General features: G+C 40.2%; 15 protein-coding genes. 1 reads left to right on the top strand and 14 read right to left on the bottom strand.

From position 1 onward, the window contains the following. Positions 1 to 30: 30 nt before the first annotated feature. Both SWH54_18885 and SWH54_18880 read right to left on the bottom strand, forming a co-directional pair. Complete coding sequence (locus SWH54_18885; GenBank protein MDY6793337.1) at positions 31 to 2,463, bottom strand: hypothetical protein; 2,433 nt, start codon at positions 2,461 to 2,463, stop codon at positions 31 to 33. A gap of 158 nt (positions 2,464 to 2,621) precedes the next feature. Beyond that, positions 2,622 to 3,593: a hypothetical protein gene (locus tag SWH54_18880; protein MDY6793336.1), complete on the bottom strand. Its 972-nt coding sequence runs from the start codon at positions 3,591 to 3,593 to the stop codon at positions 2,622 to 2,624. A 175-nt stretch (positions 3,594 to 3,768) separates the two neighbouring features. On the opposite strand from SWH54_18880, the gene SWH54_18875 reads away from it, so the two are divergent. Continuing rightward, positions 3,769 to 5,037, top strand: coding sequence for an ATP-binding protein (locus SWH54_18875; protein MDY6793335.1), 1,269 nt, complete (start codon positions 3,769 to 3,771; stop codon positions 5,035 to 5,037). A 19-nt stretch (positions 5,038 to 5,056) separates the two neighbouring features. Here SWH54_18875 and SWH54_18870 read toward each other — a convergent pair whose 3' ends face one another. The 12 genes from SWH54_18870 to SWH54_18815 form a co-directional block, all read right to left on the bottom strand. Continuing rightward, positions 5,057 to 6,211, bottom strand: coding sequence for a glycosyltransferase family 4 protein (locus SWH54_18870; protein ID MDY6793334.1), 1,155 nt, complete (start codon positions 6,209 to 6,211; stop codon positions 5,057 to 5,059). Positions 6,212 to 6,219: 8 nt separating this feature from the next. After that, positions 6,220 to 7,143 carry an NAD(P)-dependent oxidoreductase gene (locus SWH54_18865; protein ID MDY6793333.1) on the bottom strand — a complete coding sequence of 308 codons (924 nt, stop codon included), beginning with the start codon at positions 7,141 to 7,143 and terminating at the stop codon, positions 6,220 to 6,222. Positions 7,144 to 7,153: 10 nt separating this feature from the next. Beyond that, entirely contained in the window at positions 7,154 to 7,960 is an 807-nt protein-coding gene (locus SWH54_18860; protein ID MDY6793332.1) for a glycosyltransferase family 2 protein, read from the bottom strand. 58 nt (positions 7,961 to 8,018) lie between these two features. Further along, positions 8,019 to 9,116 (bottom strand): glycosyltransferase family 1 protein, encoded by a 1,098-nt coding sequence (locus tag SWH54_18855; GenBank protein MDY6793331.1) that lies wholly within the window; start codon positions 9,114 to 9,116, stop codon positions 8,019 to 8,021. After that, positions 9,109 to 10,083: a GDP-mannose 4,6-dehydratase gene (locus tag SWH54_18850; protein MDY6793330.1), complete on the bottom strand. Its 975-nt coding sequence runs from the start codon at positions 10,081 to 10,083 to the stop codon at positions 9,109 to 9,111. Before SWH54_18850 ends, SWH54_18855 begins: the two co-directional genes overlap by 8 nt. Next, on the bottom strand, positions 10,083 to 11,942 hold the full coding sequence (locus SWH54_18845) for an ABC transporter ATP-binding protein (GenBank protein ID MDY6793329.1): 1,860 nt from the start codon (positions 11,940 to 11,942) through the stop codon (positions 10,083 to 10,085). Before SWH54_18845 ends, SWH54_18850 begins: the two co-directional genes overlap by 1 nt. Before the next feature lie 28 nt (positions 11,943 to 11,970). Next, the gene (locus SWH54_18840) at positions 11,971 to 12,822 is read right to left on the bottom strand and encodes a methylase (GenBank protein MDY6793328.1); all 852 of its coding nucleotides are present in this window, start codon (positions 12,820 to 12,822) and stop codon (positions 11,971 to 11,973) included. A gap of 64 nt (positions 12,823 to 12,886) precedes the next feature. Continuing rightward, positions 12,887 to 13,831, bottom strand: a complete 945-nt coding sequence (locus tag SWH54_18835) for a sulfotransferase (protein MDY6793327.1) — start codon at positions 13,829 to 13,831, stop codon at positions 12,887 to 12,889. Positions 13,832 to 13,971: 140 nt separating this feature from the next. Continuing rightward, positions 13,972 to 14,922, bottom strand: coding sequence for a glycosyltransferase family 2 protein (locus SWH54_18830; GenBank protein ID MDY6793326.1), 951 nt, complete (start codon positions 14,920 to 14,922; stop codon positions 13,972 to 13,974). Beyond that, entirely contained in the window at positions 14,919 to 15,653 is a 735-nt protein-coding gene (locus tag SWH54_18825) for a cephalosporin hydroxylase family protein (GenBank protein MDY6793325.1), read from the bottom strand. Before SWH54_18825 ends, SWH54_18830 begins: the two co-directional genes overlap by 4 nt. Continuing rightward, positions 15,653 to 16,795 carry a class I SAM-dependent methyltransferase gene (locus SWH54_18820; protein ID MDY6793324.1) on the bottom strand — a complete coding sequence of 381 codons (1,143 nt, stop codon included), beginning with the start codon at positions 16,793 to 16,795 and terminating at the stop codon, positions 15,653 to 15,655. Before SWH54_18820 ends, SWH54_18825 begins: the two co-directional genes overlap by 1 nt. After that, on the bottom strand, positions 16,750 to 17,598 hold the full coding sequence (locus tag SWH54_18815) for an NAD(P)-dependent oxidoreductase (protein MDY6793323.1): 849 nt from the start codon (positions 17,596 to 17,598) through the stop codon (positions 16,750 to 16,752). The genes SWH54_18820 and SWH54_18815 overlap by 46 nt, the downstream gene beginning before the upstream one ends. Between the last annotated feature and the right edge of the window lies 1 nt (position 17,599).

The following is a 17,599-nucleotide window of genomic DNA, read 5'->3' as shown; positions in this document are numbered from 1 at the left end:
AAGCGTTCAATTTTTGAATCGCTGATCAATTTATCTGCTTGGCGTCGCTTTTTTCAAGCACTGCAATCTGGTAAGCAACACGCCCCACAGAAAAAATACCATAATCCCGGAATAAGGCTGCCTCAACGTAACTTTAAAATTGTTATCGACCAGTAGCATAAAAAAAACAACCACACATAAGCCTAAAAGCCTTTCTGACCGTATAATCGTCTGGCGGTGTTTCCAAGCAAGCTGAACTGAATATCCAATCAGAAACAATATCGGCAGTAAAGCAACGGCTCCGAAATTATACAAAAAGTCAAGGTAATAATTATGCGCACTCGTCGTGACAGCTCGATCAAAAGGTTTTGCATGACCCCATAAAAATTTGCTACCGTTAGCTATGATAGCTTTTCCGTATAAATTCCAATCCTCGAAACGCCTTTGCAGACCGCTCGGCATGATTTTATTCGAATGGATCGGTTTGCTTTTAGATAATATCCTGCTTCTGGTTTCCTTTAGAAAGTTGTATTTTTTAAACCCGTGTGGTCCCCAACTGCTTGAAAAATATGTTACTGCGATAATTAAAGAACATGCCCAGACCACTACGATTGTCTTATTGCGATAATTTAAAAACATGTAGGCCGCAAAAAGCGAAAGCCCGGCAATAGCCAGAAACAGTGCCAGCATTGAAAAGCCGGCAACCGAATATACGCATATCAGAGGTGCCATAAAGATTAAGATCTTTCGGTAATGATGAATTTCCCACAGGGCCCATAAGGATATAAGAAAGCCACAAATCATTGCGAGTGTAACATATTGATGATGCTGGTAAATACTAAAAACAAGCATATTGTGAGTCAACAGTTTCATTCCGCCCAGCCTGGTTAGAAGCAGTTGTAGAGGGACAATACAGATCACTGTTACTAAAAATGCTTTTTCTATCGTTTTTCTTTCCTGCATTCCATTTTCAAACAACTGCCCCAAAACCAACCCAAAAACAGGCAGCATATACTGAAAAAGCAAAAGCAGTTTGTAGCGTTCATCAACAATTTGGCGATCGGCGGTAATAATCGACGTCAAAACCATAAGAATAAATAGTAAAAAAATAACAGTCAGGGACAGATACGCCTTTTTATAACGCCCGATGAACAGCAATCCGAAATAGCAGCCAATAATTGAAATGGGTAATGGTAGTTGAAAAATTATGCCGCCGGAATCCAGCACCAGTTGATGGCTGTGAAAAATCCGTCCGGATAACTGAAAAAATAACGGGAAAAACAAGAAAAAAGCGATGCAAAATCGAATGACTGTATCTGACACACCAAACAGTTTGGTTTGATCCTTTTTTTTCAAATAACGTTTCGCACTGAAATAGAACATATAAGATAAAACGGCATTCAACAGGTACAGGACGGATAATGCCTCAACTCCACGGACAAAGTACAAACATGGAACAGATGCAATAAGCAAAATGTGGATGAGCATATCGGGTCCGAATATATCCATCTCTTCATAATACTTAAGCAACACAAGCTTTATGGTCTGGGCTTTTACCATAATCACCCCGCCAACAAGAGAAAATCCGGCCGTCATCCAAAAAAAATAATTTTTCCCGGTTGCTTCAAGTAAAGAAAGGCGGGTAAAGCCGGCGATCACCAAGGCAAATCCCAAAAACAGCAACATGTAAAGTACGGCTTTGACATATAACGGTGAATATTTATCATTGGTTCGAACTTCATGCAGTGCAATACTCGGTCCAACCACATTGGCAAAAATGGAACCCATAAAGCTCCCCACCGCAATGGCAGCAAACAGATCCCCGGCAACTGTTTTGCCGGCAATCAAAAAAATGATGAGGCGAAACACATAGAACGAAAACCCGATAATTGCCGTAGAACCAAAATGCGGCAACAAAATGGGTAATAATTTCTTGAACTCTGTAATCGGCGGAATTTTCTTTGATATGACAAAGCGCAGGCTGGGTAAAATAGGCAGAACTGCCCATAGAGCCAGCCCTGCTAACGTGTAGGTTTCATTTTTTAAGCTCAGCCCCAATGCGGCTATGAGCAATACGCTTTGTAAAATTAAAAACATCAATGCAAAGCGATCATCTTTTTTTACTTCGGTTTCACATAGATGTACTTCGTTTATCCATTCAACACAGCGCCTGATGATAAGAACAGATGCAATAGCGCTATTAATTCCGGCCAGATAAACACACAAAATAAATGCGATGATTGCCAAGGGAATTAAAATGACGATTCTGGAAAACAAAATAATCGGCACTGAAATTTGACCTTCACCGTAAAGGATCATATTACGAAAATTGGCTGAAAATGCATAAAAAGTGGCCAGGGTGGCGCCATGAACCACCGAAATTTCTGCTGCCATTTCCGGTTTTCCCAATACAGCCAGCCCGATTACCATGGCAGTCATTGCCTGTGTGATTGACATGTATGAAATCGGAAATAAATAATTCATCGATTTATTGCTGTTTTTCATTATCCTTATTTCTACCCATATACTTACAGCAGGTAATTTTTATTTGGTCCATTAAAGCTTTTCACAGGAAAACAAAACCAAGAATAAACTCTGTGATCTCAGTGGCTCTGTGGTGAAAATTGTTTTGTCAAATTCTTTTAGGAGTGGTTTGTTCCTGATTTTACAAGGATAGAAGATGGTTCACGATTAGGCAAACGATTTAAAACAGTATTTTCCATCTTTCTCAGCCACCATTCAATACTGAAGAATTTATAGTGGTCGAGAATATATGTGATAAAAAGCATTACTATTAATAATAACGACGCCTGGCAAATCCAGTTGATCGTTTTTAAAGGGAATAAATTTAAATGTATTTGATATTTGATGCAAAAAAGGGCAATTGTTTGCTGGCAATAGTAAAGTGTTAACGGATACGTCCCGTATCTTAATAATAACGAGAAAAACGAACGATTGAGCGCTTTTTTATATTCCAGCACAAAACCCAAAGACCATAAAAGCAGACAGAGACATATGGCAAAAAATATTCCTTCTAACGCGATAATATGGGGCAGCAATCCCACATATATCCAGTATGAAACATATAAAATCATGCAAAAAACGAGCAAAGTTGTTAAATATGCCGAATTCAATCGACTTTTCGCATATATCGTAAAAAAATATCCTGCCAGAAAAAACATACCGTAGGGCCAAATCGCAAAAACTCCCTTATCCGGACGTAAATTGGGAAATACTGCCCACAAACCGATTAAAATAGCTAAAGCAAAATATTTTCGAGTGTTATTTCCCAAAATATTGAATGCACCAATGATCGCATATCCGATTCCGATCAGTTGAAAAATATCCCAATCGATGTTAAAACGCTGATGTGCGATAACATCAACCATCCAGGCAAACAGGAATAATGTGATTCCGTGAACAATCATTTTTATCGGCCATCGATAATGGCGCTCATGATACCACAACGCACCTCCGGATACTGCCAGAAAAAAGGGGGCTGCCAGATAACCCAAAAAATAGGACACATGATTGGCCCTACCATCCAAGGAATATACAAGCCCTTGATGATAAACAGTCATGAAAATGATTGCAATTCCTCGAATAATATCCATTGTCAATACACGCCCGGTAGGAATATATGTCGACAATCGGATATTTTGATAGCTTTTTACAAAGTTCAAAATTAAGGAGTATCTCCCGATTGGCTGTAGTTAAAATTAAGGACAAAGAAAGATCAATTCGATTTTATGATTTGACACACTCATTTTATCGCGATAATATGACGACATGGAATCAAATATTTATATACCAAGAATGGTTGAAGGCTATGCGTTTGATGAAAATTTAACCTCAAGACATATGGTTTTTCTTGCCGGGCCAAGACAGGTGGGTAAAACCATGCTTGCAAAGCACTGGTTGAAAAATAATCGTTGTAATTCACTCTATTACAATTGGGATGACATTGCTACCAGACAGGCATATCTGTCAGATAGCCGATTTTTTGAATCACCTGCCAGATCTCTGGGAATAAATGACCCATGGATCGTTTTTGATGAAATACATAAGCGAAATCGCTGGCGTGATATTCTTAAGGGAGTCTATGACATTTTTGGAGAAGAGTTCAGATTCTTAATCACAGGTAGCGCTCGCCTTGACCTTTTCCGACAATCCGGAGACTCGCTTGTCGGAAGGTACAACCTTTTCCACATGATGCCTTTAAGCATAGGTGAAGTGACTCAGGATATTTGTGAAACCTGCTTCTTAAAAGAAGAAAATATTGATAAAGTATTAATGCTCTTTAAAAGTCATGTTTCCGCCCCACTTTCCCGCGAAACCGAAAAAGCCTTCGAATCTCTTTTAAAATATGGTCCTTTCCCTGAACCTTTTCTTAAACAAAACGATCGATTTTGTCGAAAATGGCACCAGGATTATATCAGTTTAATCGTAAGGGAAGACCTCAAAGACACCAGCCGAGTTGTTGAACTTGACAAGGTGGAAAATCTCATTTTTTTGATGCCATCAAGGGTTGCATCACCGCTTTCCATGGCCAATCTTGCCAGAGAGCTCGAAGTTGCACACACAACAGTAAAAAGCTGGCTTGAACAGTTGAACAGGTTGTACATTCTGTTTCCGGTTCCACCGTGGACGAAAAAGGTTGCAAGGGCTTTAAGAAAAGAAAAAAAATGGTATTTTCAAAACTGGTACTATGTCTTGCCGGATGCAGCGAAATTGGAAAATCTGGTTGCCTCTTATCTCCATCGAACCTGTTTCGCTCTGACAGACATGGGTTACGGCAACTACCGGCTTCATTATATTCGAACAATCGATAAAAAGGAGATAGATTTCCTGGTAACCCGCGACAACATACCGGTTCTTGCTGTTGAGGTAAAATCAAAAGAAACTTCACTTTCCAGCACCCTTAAAAATCGCATGAAGTGGCTGCGCCCTTATACCACACTTGGGATTCAGCTGGTTGATAAAAGAGGGGTATTAAAAAAGTATGATCATAATACCTGGGTGATCAGTGTGGAAAAATTATTACATCTTTTGGTTTAGCTTTCTCCACAATGTTTGTCTATTTCCCATTGGACAGGACCTTTTTACTAAGTATTTGATTATACAGGTCTATATATTTGTTGATAATTTTTTCCCAGGTATAATGATCCATTACATGTTTTTTAAGATTTGAGCCCATGGTTTTTAATTTGTCAGGATTTTTTAATATTTTGACAAGGCCATGTTGTAGTCCTTCAACAGTGGCAGTTACAACCTTCCCTCCTCCTATTTGTTCCACCTCATCAAAGCCGCATTGATCCGTCAGCAATACGGGCGCGCCCATAATACCGGCTTCCAGCACCACAATGGACATGGCCTCCTGTCTGGAAGGAATAGCAAGTAAACTCGCCGCACCATATGCACTTGATTTCTCCTCTCCTCCCAAGTATCCCGTAAAATGAACCCGATTTTTAATTTTCGTTTTTTTAGATTTTTCTTTGAGTTCACTGAGCATTCCACCGTCAGGCCCGGCAAAAACCAGGTGACAATCGTTAAATACTTTGCTTGTTTTTTCGAATGCATGTAAAAGCAGGTCCGGGCCCTTTATAGGATTTAACCGTCCGATAAATAAAATAAACGGACTGTCATTTAGTCCAAATTTTCGACGGAAATGATCGACATCACTCGTTTTGAAATCTTCGGGGTCAATACCATTTGGAATGAGTGACACTTTTTCCGGTTCAACGCCGTATTTCTCAAAATGACTGATTTCATTGACGCCTATGGCAATATGACCATTGGCATCGGATATAATATGATTGCCGATAAACCTGTTATACAGGTATTTAAATTTTTGTGATCTACCGAACAACGGTAACGCACCGGCTGGGCAAACGACATATGGTTTGTTTTGTTTTCTGACTGAACGATATACCAGTGCGTTGAGTATGGTCCAATGGTTCATTAAATGGATAATATCTGCATTGGCCACCGCATCTTTAATGGTTTGCTGTGATAATTTAGGAATGTAGTATCGCTCTACCAGGCATTCCAAAGCTATCAATTTTATACTCTTTAACTGTTCGATACGCTCATCAGATAAATTTAAGCTCATTGTTAACACGTCACATTGAAGCCCGGCTTTTGCTAAGAAACGACTGATCTGAAAAGTTCTTTCAGCAGTTCCGCCTCCGCTTACCGGATCAAGTGACATATTTACATTTAGTACTCGCATCGCATGGTTTAAGATTCGGCGTTGATTACCCTCTTAACTGCTCCCTCGAGACCGAGCTTAAATTTAAATCCTTCAGCAAGTAATTTTTTTGAGGAATATCGAACATCTCCTTTATTACTGTGTCCCCGAGACAGTCGTCGCAGGGTAAAAGGGATGAATATCGGCAGGTGTTTTACCGGCTGAACAGATTGGACAGGTTTTTTCTTTTTAATTGCATCGTAAAGAGACCAGAGACCAGCAAAGGTATTCAATGGTTCATGATCACAGGAAACAAAAAAACAACGAGGGGTTTTGAATGGATGCGAAATAAAGAATGTAGCAGCTTCAGCAACATCTTCTGCATGTATGATATGGGCACATTCTCCCCCTTTAATAAAAACCTTGAGCCAGTTTCCTAATGATCGTTTCATCGGAAGGCTAAGGGCTCCCGGTCGGGTTTCATCTATTACATTGGTGGGTCGAAGGATTACAGTTTTACATCCATCAATGCCTTTAGCAACGATTTTTTCGGCTTCCAACTTGGTTTTTTCGTAAGTTGTTAATGGGTTGCATGGTGTATCTTCATCTACTGATTTAACATTAGTCAGGCCGACAACGCCTGCGCTGCTTAAATAAGAGAAAAATTTTATCCTAGAGTTTTTTACCGCATTTATTAATTTTTCTGTTCCAGAGACATTCACTTCCCACATTTTTTTCTCATCTGCTAATTCGGCAGCACAGTGAAACAACAAATCAGCATCAATAACGAATGCCCTCAGTATGCTTTCATTTTCAAGCCCACCCCTGAAATGTTTCACACGGTTGTCCTGGCATTTTTTATTTCGGCTTAAAACCCTAACGATGTATCCTTTATCCAGTAAGCATTGAACTATTTTGCCGCCAATCATTCCAGCTGCACCAGTTACACAGGCGATCTTTTTTCTTTTTCCCAATTTTATCGTCTCAGTTAATTACACGGTCAACAAACCGTTTTAACCTAAATTTCAGGAGGCTATAGCAGAATTCCAGGAAACTTAGCATCTTATCACGACCACCGGTGTGGATCTTAACCTGCATGGTTTCATATAGGGCATTTTTATTTTGACTGATACCGGAAGACCTCATTTTAACGGTTACCATGTCCATAAAGGCCGCGTTCAGATGCTGTCCGGGCCTCATTAAGAACTCATAGTCCCCCGCAATATGATAGCCACAATCATAGCGGCCATATTTTTGAAACAAACGCTGATGGTGAAATGAACCAACATGCACGAGATTATTAAATTTAAGGAAGTTTTTCCATTTCCACGGCTTTCCGATGATTCGTTGGAAATTCAGCTGATCGTCGACCAATTCCGCTTTGGAAGAAACATATTCCAGGTCAGGTGCTCCGGACTTCAGGATAAAGTTGATATAGCTTTCAACCGCATCAGGATTCAGGATGTCATCACCACCGACAAACGCAAGCCACTGGCCTTTCGCAAGGTTGACGCCCTTGTTCCAGGCATCGTAAACTCCTTCATCAGGTTCACTTATCCAGCAGGTTATATGATCTTGATAGTTACGTATAATATCAGTTGTGCCATCCGTTGACTCGCCATCGATAATAATAAATTCAATATGCTTATAAGTCTGGTTGAGAATCGATTCGATGGTTTGCGACAGGAACTTCTCACCGTTAAACACCGCTGTGATAATGCTTACCAGGGGTTTTCCTTCAAATTCTAAAGCGTTTTCCCTGGTGTATTGGATGATTTGATTAGATTGCACTCGCTTCCACATCAACGAATTATTTTGGTCAGATACCTGCAGGAAGAATGACTTTTCGTTATATCGATGAATAGACTCTACTGGTTTCCCTCGCACAGCGCTCCCATGTGAACTGCTTATACCGCCTGGTTCCCTTTTTTATCAATTCAGAAGACCTGTCTGGAGAATACAGAACATTTTCAAGGGCGCATCGGATGCTGTCAACATCATTAGGATCAAATAATTCAGCCGATTCTCCTACCACTTCCGGTAACGAGCCCGCATGACTGCATATTACTGGGCAATCACAAGACATCGCTTCAAGGGGAGGAATCCCGAATCCTTCATAAATAGAAGGATAAACGAACGCTGCAGCCCCACGATAAGCAAGCGATAGCAGTTTGTCATCGCCGGAAATATGATGTATTTTATTTGGTTTTATGCCACAGGAGTGGAGCAATGCTTTTTCTTCTGCCGAGAAAACGACATCACCAAAACATACAATTTGGAAGTCCTTGCATAGTCTCTCTGAGCTGGAAAATCCCTTGATCATCTGGCTAAAATTTTTATGCCCGCTGCGTTTTCCTACAAAAAGCAAGTATGAATTTGAAAATAACGATTTATTTTGCCGACTATCAGGTTCCGGCAGTGTCGAGAAGCCCAGCTGGGTTACATAGACTTTTTCCGGATCAATATCTACAATGTTCAGCAGGTCCCGTTTGGTGTTATGCGAAATACATATGATTGCGTCCGCATTTCGAACAGATCCGGCTTTAAGTGCTGGCAATGGATCATTTTCAGGGAAAAATTCCGGATACAATTCATTGATCATGTCATAGACCGTAACAATGGTTCCCCTGCCCTTTGGATTCTTGTCCCAGAAGAAGGTTTTATGAATTATATCGAATTTTTTTACAGCTCCATAGAAATGGTTAATCACTTTATTGAGCATACGTATTATGCTGCCGGTCCTCGGCAGGTCTTTTATATAAAAGCCTCGGGCATTATAGCGTGAAAAGTTATTTTTTAAATAGTTGTTGCGATATAACGGGCAAAATAAGGTCACCCGGCAAGACTCCAGTTGATCGATCCTCCAAGCGATTTCACTGAAATATCGTGAAATACCGCCAAACTCTTGAAGAGAAAATATTTGGTAATCAATTAAGATATCAAGCATCAGAATTTTTAAAGTCTGTTTTCAAGTTCTGCTCAATCATCATAGCGACTACGGTGTGCATGTCGGATTTAGCCTGCCATTTAAGTATTTCTCTGGCCTTTTTGGGGTTGGACCTGCTGTTTAAAATTTCAGAAGGCCTTAACAATGTGTCCTTCCGTTTCACATAATCGCGCCAATCCAAATTAAAGTATTTAAAAGCAGAGTCAACGAATTCAGTTAGCGAATAACTCTTGCCCGTTGCAATTATGTAGTCATCCGGCGATTTGTGCTGAAGCATTAAATACATCGCTTCAACGTACTCGGGCGCCCATCCCCAGTCTCTGACAATATCAATATTGCCTAAATATAAACGTTCGTCGGAACCATGTGCAATGCGACATGCAGCTCTAACAATTTTCTGAGTAACAAATCTTGACTTACGTAGAGGAGATTCGTGGTTGAATAGTATTCCGGAACATGTAAAAATAGAATAGGCTTCACGATAGTTTGCAGTTGCCCAATAAGCAGCAGCTTTAGCTAACGCATATGGGCTTTTAGGGCGAAAAGATGTTTGCTCGTCGGCAACACTATCCCCAACATCACCAAAGCATTCACTGGAGCATGCATTGTAAATTTTTACAGGCCTTTTAAGGAATCTAATTGCTTCCAGAATATTTATAGTACCCAGGGTAATGCTTTCAATAGTTTCAATAGGCAATTCAAAAGAGAGTCCCACTGAACTCTGCCCGGACAAATTGTAAATTTCATCAGGTCGAATATCGTCTATGACCTGTAATACACTGCGAAAATCGTTTAATGCAGCAGATCTGATCAAGATATCCTGGCGTATTCCTAAATAGTTAAGACCTTCAAACAATTTGCTCTGGGCATCTCTTGAAACGCCGATAACTTCATATCTGTTTTTTAATAGAAGTTGGGCCAGATATGAGCCATCCTGACCGGAAATACCAAATATGAGTGCTTTCATTAGTTTTTTTTTGCTTTTGGATTGTTAGAATTTTCTTTATGATCGCCGTATCTTTCATACCAGGGCAATATTATATGTGGCGGACCGGTCTTTACCATTTCCCCTTTATCAATACAGAATATCAGATCACAGTCTTTCACTGTAGTTAAACGATGGGCGATAATTATAAGAGTCAAACTGCCCTTCAAAGAATATATCGTTTTTTGTATATCCATTTCATTTTTTGCATCCAGCGCGCTGGTCGCTTCATCGAAAACCATAACTTGGGGTTGATGATAAAGGGCTCTTGCAATAGCCACTCTCTGACGCTGTCCACCTGACAACCTTAGACCGCGCTCTCCGATTTGAGTATCAAGCCCATGAGGCAGGTCACTAAGAAAATCCATTGCAGCCATGTTGCAGCATTCTGATACGCGGCTTGAGTCTATCCTACTGTCGCCTACACCAAAAGCCACATTTTCAGCCAATGAGCCATCATAAATATAGGGGGTTTGGGAAACATAACCGAGCAAATCCATCCATCCGGAACTGTTTTTCGTGTCAAGGCTTTCGTTATCAATGACAACTTTTCCGCTCGTTGGAGGTAAAAGCCCGATAAGTATATCGACCAGGGTACTTTTACCAGCTCCGGAAGGCCCTATAATCCCAACAGTTTGCCCCTTTTTGATCGTAAAATTGATATTTTGGAGAGCAAAAGAATTCGCTTCCGTATATGAAAAAGAGATATTTTCGAATTTCAGTTCCTGTTCAAATGATACTCGCTGGTGATTCATACGGGATTTATTTAAGCGTCTATCTTCAGCCCTCTTTGCTTCTTTGAGATAGGTGAAAGCATTATGCACATATGGTAATGCAGTTCGCAAAGATGTTATCCCACTAACGATTCGACTCATAGCAGGTAGAACCCGCCAGGCTGTAACGGCTATCAATGCAATCGTGCCTGTAATTTGGACCGTCGATGACTTCATTAAAAACATCATTGCACATATGGAACCGGTTATCATTATAAATCCTAAAGTTTCCAAAGCCCAAGACGGAGTACGGGTGAAAAACTGCTTGAATGCTTCCCGTCGAGCAAGATAATAAACCTTTTTGCTGTAATTTGAGATGAAAAAATCCTGTTTTCCAAAAACTTTTACGTCTTTGACCCCATGAATGGATTTTGTTACTTGGCGGTTGACAGATTGCTGATACTGACTGCATATTTTAGTATTTTCATCTAATGTTTTTCGAACCGTCACTAGAATAAGAAAGGCTGTTCCTCCTAATACGCTTATGGTGACCAAAGAAATAAAAGGCTCTACCCAGAACAGGACCATAAGCATCAATAATGCGACAAATCCGTCTGCAAACATCTGTAACACAGGATAAATGAAGTGAACACCAAAATACCTGCGCCAATCCACGGCCATGATTAAATCTGCTGAATTTTGATACAAGTGCCATTCATAATGCCTCAAAATAAAATTTTGCAATAACAATTCACCATAAAAACCATCTACAAAAGCAGAAAACCGGCTGCTCCAAAATAAAACAAAGGATAAGATCATATTTTTAACTATCACTAAACTTACAACAAGAATACTCAAAGATACGATTAGTCCCTGCGTGTTTGTTAAAAAATCAGCATGCAGAAATTTTTGAGCCGTTATAATGTATCTGGATTGCATTACTGCTTCAGGATCCGTGACCACAGAAGCAAAAAAAGCCACACATCCCAGAGCCATTGTTTCGAAACATGCCGAAAAGAGCATTGCAGCAGAAAGTATCCAGAATTGCATCCGTCGACGTGTTGGCAAATACCCTAGTATCTTTCGGAAGGTGTTTAGAAGCGTTGAATTTGTAATATCGTGTGGCATACTATTATATTCAAAATGGCGGCCATTCTTACTTAATTATCTCGATACAGGCAACAGCCCTTGCAGCCGCAAGATAATCTTTTTCAAAGGTGGGCTGATTGTGAACATCAAAATAACGACAATCAGAACAGGCTTCTGCATTGGTTAGCTGCCATTGATCATTTTGATATTTAAAATAGGTTTCGGTTGTTTTTGACCCGTTAAAGGCATCAATCAGTTTGGAAACCATTTCATGGTCAAACTGCTGCAGCCAGCCCAGGTTTTGATAACTTCCATATGGAACAGTGATAAAAAACTTTCCACTCGACTTCAGAAGTCTTTTTAGTTCCAAGATTGCATCTATATAACTATCGGTCTCGAATTCATTAAAGATGCTGTTATCTGAATAAAGGAACTGATTATTCATACCGATATGCTCAATGGTCGATATGCATACAATTTCATCAAAGCACTCACTCTTTAAAATAGTATTTCGCAAATCTCCATATATATATGAGATATTATTATCCCTCACGACGCGTTCCGGCGAAAGAGTATAAATGACCAAACTTCTATGATTTAGCCATTTATTTTTAAGCAGATATTCGAAATTCAATGCCGAACCCGCGTCAAGCAGATGATTTTTTTCAACCTGAAGCCTGCTGAACAGCCATGGATATTCAACCACCCGTTCATCCAAACGGTACCCATAATTAGCAGGCAGCAACCTTTCAGTTTTAAAAATCTCCAGCAGTCCGTTCTCAGTAAGAGCACTATTAATATATGATTCCTTAAATTCGCTATATCCAGGGGTCCAAGGCCGGTGCCCATTCCGGATGTATTTTCGAATTCTCCAGGCTCCCAGCATGTTCAATAGCGCTTTTTTTATTTTATTTATCATTCTCATTACTTAAAAACAAATTCGTCAACCTTTTAAGCATAAAAAAATATTCGGGTTCGTAAAATTACCAATCATCATCTTTATAGAAATTGCCGGAAATTGACTCCACCCTCTTTCGAATATAAAGGATCTCTTTGGTCGTTAATCGATTTTTAAAATTCCAAATATTCGATTGACTATTTCTTTTTATCGATTGTTTACTACTAACCGGGATCTGGGTACTGGTTGTATCGGACGGATTATCTGTTCCCGAATATTTTTTCACACAAGAGGCGACTCTTTTATCATACTCAATTCCAACTTTCTGAAATATTTGCCGGAACTCTTTCTCGGGATTTCTGGATAAATCTTCGTGCCTTACGAAGATCCAATCCAGATGTTTTTTTTGATAATGTAGAATGGTCTGGTGAAGAAGGCACCAAGCCAAAATAGCTTGATCGATCAGCTTTTGTTCATATTTGGCATAGTATTTAATCTTATCCCGAAAATTAAACAAATAGGTCTGGATCAATTCTTCTTGCTTTAACAAGTCCTTAAACGGGAAATACCATTTCAACACTATCAGACTGCTAACAAATGCGGCTGGATGTCTAATGAGGACAACGATGTCTGCGTTAAAATGGTGATACATCCATTCCACCATGAACAGTGCGTTTGGATCTTTGACGAATGCTCGCTTTTTAGTAATGCGATAATAAAAGGACTTTACAAAATCGCGTGTCAATCTGGCAAACTCATATTTGTTGCATATCCCTTTTAAGCCCTCCGCCAGATTATATTTAAAATTCAAAGCATGCAGCACCGGACCGAAATATTGTCGTTCTCCAGGTGCTATATATGGAAAATAATGGCCAAATTTGCAGTTGAAAATACCAGGCCGGTTATTGGCATCATTAAAGGGCTCCATAATATACCCAAGCGACCGTGATGATGCAATGATTCTGCCTGCCCACGTCGTTCCGGAACGATGTGAGCCTGTCAGCAGAAGTGGGTTTGCAGTGTGCTTCATGTTCAAATCCAATTCCTTAATGACCCTGCCAATAGTAAGTCTGCTGATTCGTTATGTGATTCTCTAAGAAAAAAGAGTCATCCCTGCTGATACTATGAAATTCATTAAAACGTCAGGCATAAAACAGGCGTCTTAAATCTCTAGCCGCAGTATGTGCCAATAAATCGTTTTACGAAAATTTTAATTTCGATGTAGGTCATTTTTAAAAGGTTCACCCGGAAATAATTCCCAAGTGACCACACAGCCAGTCTCACTTTATTTTTCCATGACAAATTGGCAGACCGGTAAATGATCATCTGCATGAAAAATTCCCGGATTAAATATGGTACTGCAATCAGAAACCTATTTTTGATCCCAATGGCTGCGGCGGATTTTTTAAAATTCCGGGATGCGCCTCCCCATCGTTTGAAAAACAGCGCTTTGGGAACCGTGACGAACTCTCCCCTAAGAGCAAGATCGGCAATTATAAAGTGATCCGCTGCAATCAATTTTTTTATTGGCATAACTTTTTTAAGTTCACTGCTTCGATATAACCCGTAGAATATACCCCCAATATGTTTGCCCCTATGAATAATTGACTTATAGTGCTTGAATCGGTTGAACGGCCGCATTCCAACCGTCGTTATGCCTGCATCGATAAGCCTTATCCGGTTTGTATCAGGATGAACGCCCTGACATATCGTTCCCGCGAGAATCATTTTGGAGGAAGCTGTTATAGACTGAAGACAAGTTTCTATATAGATTGGATCCCAGTAGTCATCACAGGATGCCCACATAAAGAATTTTGCCGATGATAGCTCAAACACATGGTTGTAGTTCCATACGGCTCCCATATTTTCTTCATTTCTAAAATAGCGGATCCGTGAGTCTTTTTTGGCATACGCTGTACAAATTTCCTGGGTCTCGTCAATAGACGCGTTATCCGCGATGACGATCTCTATATCTTCATATGTCTGCGTCAACAAAGAGTCTAACGCATGCCTCATAAATCGGGAACCGTTGTAGACCGGGAATCCAATACTGACCAATGGATTCCCTCTCCCTGGCTTAATGTTTAATTCCGCATTCAAAGAAGGCAAATGGGCATTCACTTGAGGCACTTTAAATACCCGTCCGGTGCAACGGTAACCAGCAATTTATTTTCGATTTCTTTATCAATGGCAAAGCGATCATTGGTTTGTAAAAACTCCCAAACCGCGGTCTTGGGGTTGTTTCCAACACCCCATGGCCGGTCTTGAAAGAATTCGTCTCCCAGGTCTTCTATGATTGTGTCGAATACAACCAGGTAACTGTCTTTCGAAACCAAAGGCGAATAAAGGTTAAGTTCCTCCAGAACATGATCATGCGTATGCATTGCATCCAAAACTACCAATATGGTTTCCTTATTCTTGGCCAAATCGTGGGTCCTGGCGACGATTTCCTGGCTGATAGACGATCCCTCAAACATCGTAATATGCATAGACATAGGATGTTTATCGATCAATTTGCGATTGTGTTCTCTAATATCGATATCAATTCCCAGGACATGACCGCCATTGTTTAATAGGGATAGCATCGATGCATAGAAGATTAATGACCCGCCATGCGCTATCCCTGTTTCGATTATTAGATCTGGCTGTACCTTCCATATAATCTCTTGCATCATAACCATATCTTGAGGGTATTGAATAATAGGTTGCCCCATCCAAGTGAAATTATAGGAATATTTTGTGCGAATGGTGTCAGTTTGAAAACGTTTTGAAGATTTCAAAAGGACTTCATCTGTGCCCTGGTTTTTAATGCGTTGTTTTCTTTCAATTGCGAACTGCTGGACTTTATTCATCAAAGATCTCCAAGAGTATAGAGCGTGTCGCCGGTATCAGAAACTATATTAGAAATTTCTTCTATATAGTTTTCATTCATTACGAGTATTTCGCGTTTGGGAAGATCATTTTTCAGGACTTCAGGCGAAAACACCTGATGACCGGTTCTCGCAATATATTTGAGTTGTTTGCGCGGATTAATATCTAAAACACCAGAAATGAATTTTCTGCCTGGATCCAAAAGATTTACAAATGTCGCCCCCTTAGCACCGGCACCCCACACCAGAATACCTTGATGGCTTATAATGAAATCCTTGTAACAATCAATTTTTTTTTGAAATTGATCTGTCAATTGCCGGTGAGAGAATTTTGATAGGCTAGGTTTTATGCTTTTTTTTAATTGGCTTAAATCGGCCAAAAGATACATGTATTGTCCATTAAATAAAGGCCCCTTGGCTGCATCTTGAAATAAAAAACTCAGATTATCAATGCTGAAATAATTGCAATGCTCATAAAAAAAATCCCAAAAGGCTGATTTTTCAATTATCCACTCCACCCTTGGGACTTCAATAAAAATTTTGCCCTTATACTCCAATGCTGCGGCAATATTGTGCAGAAAATGCAACGGGTCTTGAACATGTTCGAGCGTATGCCGTAAAATCACCAAATCGCCGGAAAGGGATGCGTATTTTTCAGAAAAATAGTCTTTGATGATAGCAGGATTATCGCCTTCGTAGGCTGGGTCGAACCCGGCAACTTGGAAACCTTTATGCTGGAGTCTCTCAAAAAAATAGCCTTTGCCGCAACCTATCTCAATAATTTTACTATTACGGAAGCCAGCGTGTATCAACAAGTCGATGACTTCATCAAGGTATGTCTGGAAATAAGGTGAATGGGCTTGCTCGTTTTGATAGCCGGAATCATAGGCCATATAACGGCTGTCAAACTCAATGTTAAAAATGAAATCACACCTCGTGCACATCATTAGGAACACATTTGCGGTCTTTGCCTTTAGGGCCGCACGCCTGCTCGGATATACTTTATTTTGGAAAACTGGGAAATCTCTAGCCGTGTAAATACGCTCAAGATTTTCACATTGGCATAAGGGACAGTTCATCACCTGATTTCCAAAGCCATCTTCATTTTTTGATTGATTCCCCAAAATGCCATTGGTTCATAATCCGGATAAGGATAGTATCCTAAATTCAGGCTAATATTTCTTTCAGTCTTCTCCAGATAATCTTCCACGAGTTTCCGGATGGAAATGGGAATGCCACTGCAGCAATTAATAATTCCATTCACCTTCGTCTGCATGGCTATTTTGATTAAATACTCGGCTACCTTTTCAATCGGCAAATAGTCCCTTAACTGCTCGCCTCCGGACATTTTGAACTCAACGTACTCATTCTCTACAGCCTTATCCAATTGAGCCAGAATTGAGTGCCGGCTTTGACCTTTTCCAAACATATAAAAGAGGCGTACCCATTTCATCTGAAAATCAATCTTTTCTTGCAGTTGTTCCAAGCACTTTCTCAATGTGTCTTTAGCAAGGCCATAGGGGGTAACGGGGGCGGTCACCATTTCCTCATCCAAGGCACCGCTCAACAGGCCATATTCCAAGCATGTCCCGGATACGAGCAATTTATTTAAGCCGTGTTTGATTATGTTCTTCAGAAACCGGTAATTGGCCGGCAAATTTTCTTCAATGTGAAATAACCCATCATAGTTTGGCAAGCCATTCCAAGCCAGGTGAATAAGCAATTCAGGTTTTCCGAAGAAGGCAAAAAAGTTGTCCTGAGTCTTATCCAAATCACACGGGATGTAGTGCACTTTAGAGAACCAGGTACATTCTTTGGCCCGATCGGGATTTCGGGAGGTTGCAATTACACGATGCCCTTCCTTCAGCAACTCATTCACCGCATAATTACCCACAAATCCGGATGCACCGGTAACTAATACGTTCATG

This window comes from Thermodesulfobacteriota bacterium (assembly GCA_034189135.1).
Lineage (GTDB): Bacteria > Desulfobacterota > Desulfobacteria > Desulfobacterales > JAUWMJ01 > JAUWMJ01.
This window is presented reverse-complemented; position numbering and strand designations above follow the sequence as displayed.

Bases quoted from the DNA above. Each gene is read 5' to 3' on its own strand.
- SWH54_18840 (MDY6793328.1), bottom strand. From the start codon at position 12,822: ATGATAAATAAAATAAAAAAAGCGCTATTGAACATGCTGGGAGCCTGG.
- SWH54_18875 (MDY6793335.1), top strand. From the start codon at position 3,769: ATGGAATCAAATATTTATATACCAAGAATGGTTGAAGGCTATGCGTTT.
- SWH54_18835 (MDY6793327.1), bottom strand. From the start codon at position 13,831: ATGAAGCACACTGCAAACCCACTTCTGCTGACAGGCTCACATCGTTCC.
- SWH54_18880 (MDY6793336.1), bottom strand. From the start codon at position 3,593: ATGGATATTATTCGAGGAATTGCAATCATTTTCATGACTGTTTATCAT.
- SWH54_18855 (MDY6793331.1), bottom strand. From the start codon at position 9,116: ATGCTTGATATCTTAATTGATTACCAAATATTTTCTCTTCAAGAGTTT.
- SWH54_18870 (MDY6793334.1), bottom strand. From the start codon at position 6,211: ATGCGAGTACTAAATGTAAATATGTCACTTGATCCGGTAAGCGGAGGC.
- SWH54_18845 (MDY6793329.1), bottom strand. From the start codon at position 11,942: ATGCCACACGATATTACAAATTCAACGCTTCTAAACACCTTCCGAAAG.
- SWH54_18825 (MDY6793325.1), bottom strand. From the start codon at position 15,653: ATGAATAAAGTCCAGCAGTTCGCAATTGAAAGAAAACAACGCATTAAA.
- SWH54_18850 (MDY6793330.1), bottom strand. From the start codon at position 10,083: ATGAAAGCACTCATATTTGGTATTTCCGGTCAGGATGGCTCATATCTG.
- SWH54_18815 (MDY6793323.1), bottom strand. From the start codon at position 17,598: ATGAACGTATTAGTTACCGGTGCATCCGGATTTGTGGGTAATTATGCG.
- SWH54_18885 (MDY6793337.1), bottom strand. From the start codon at position 2,463: ATGAATTATTTATTTCCGATTTCATACATGTCAATCACACAGGCAATG.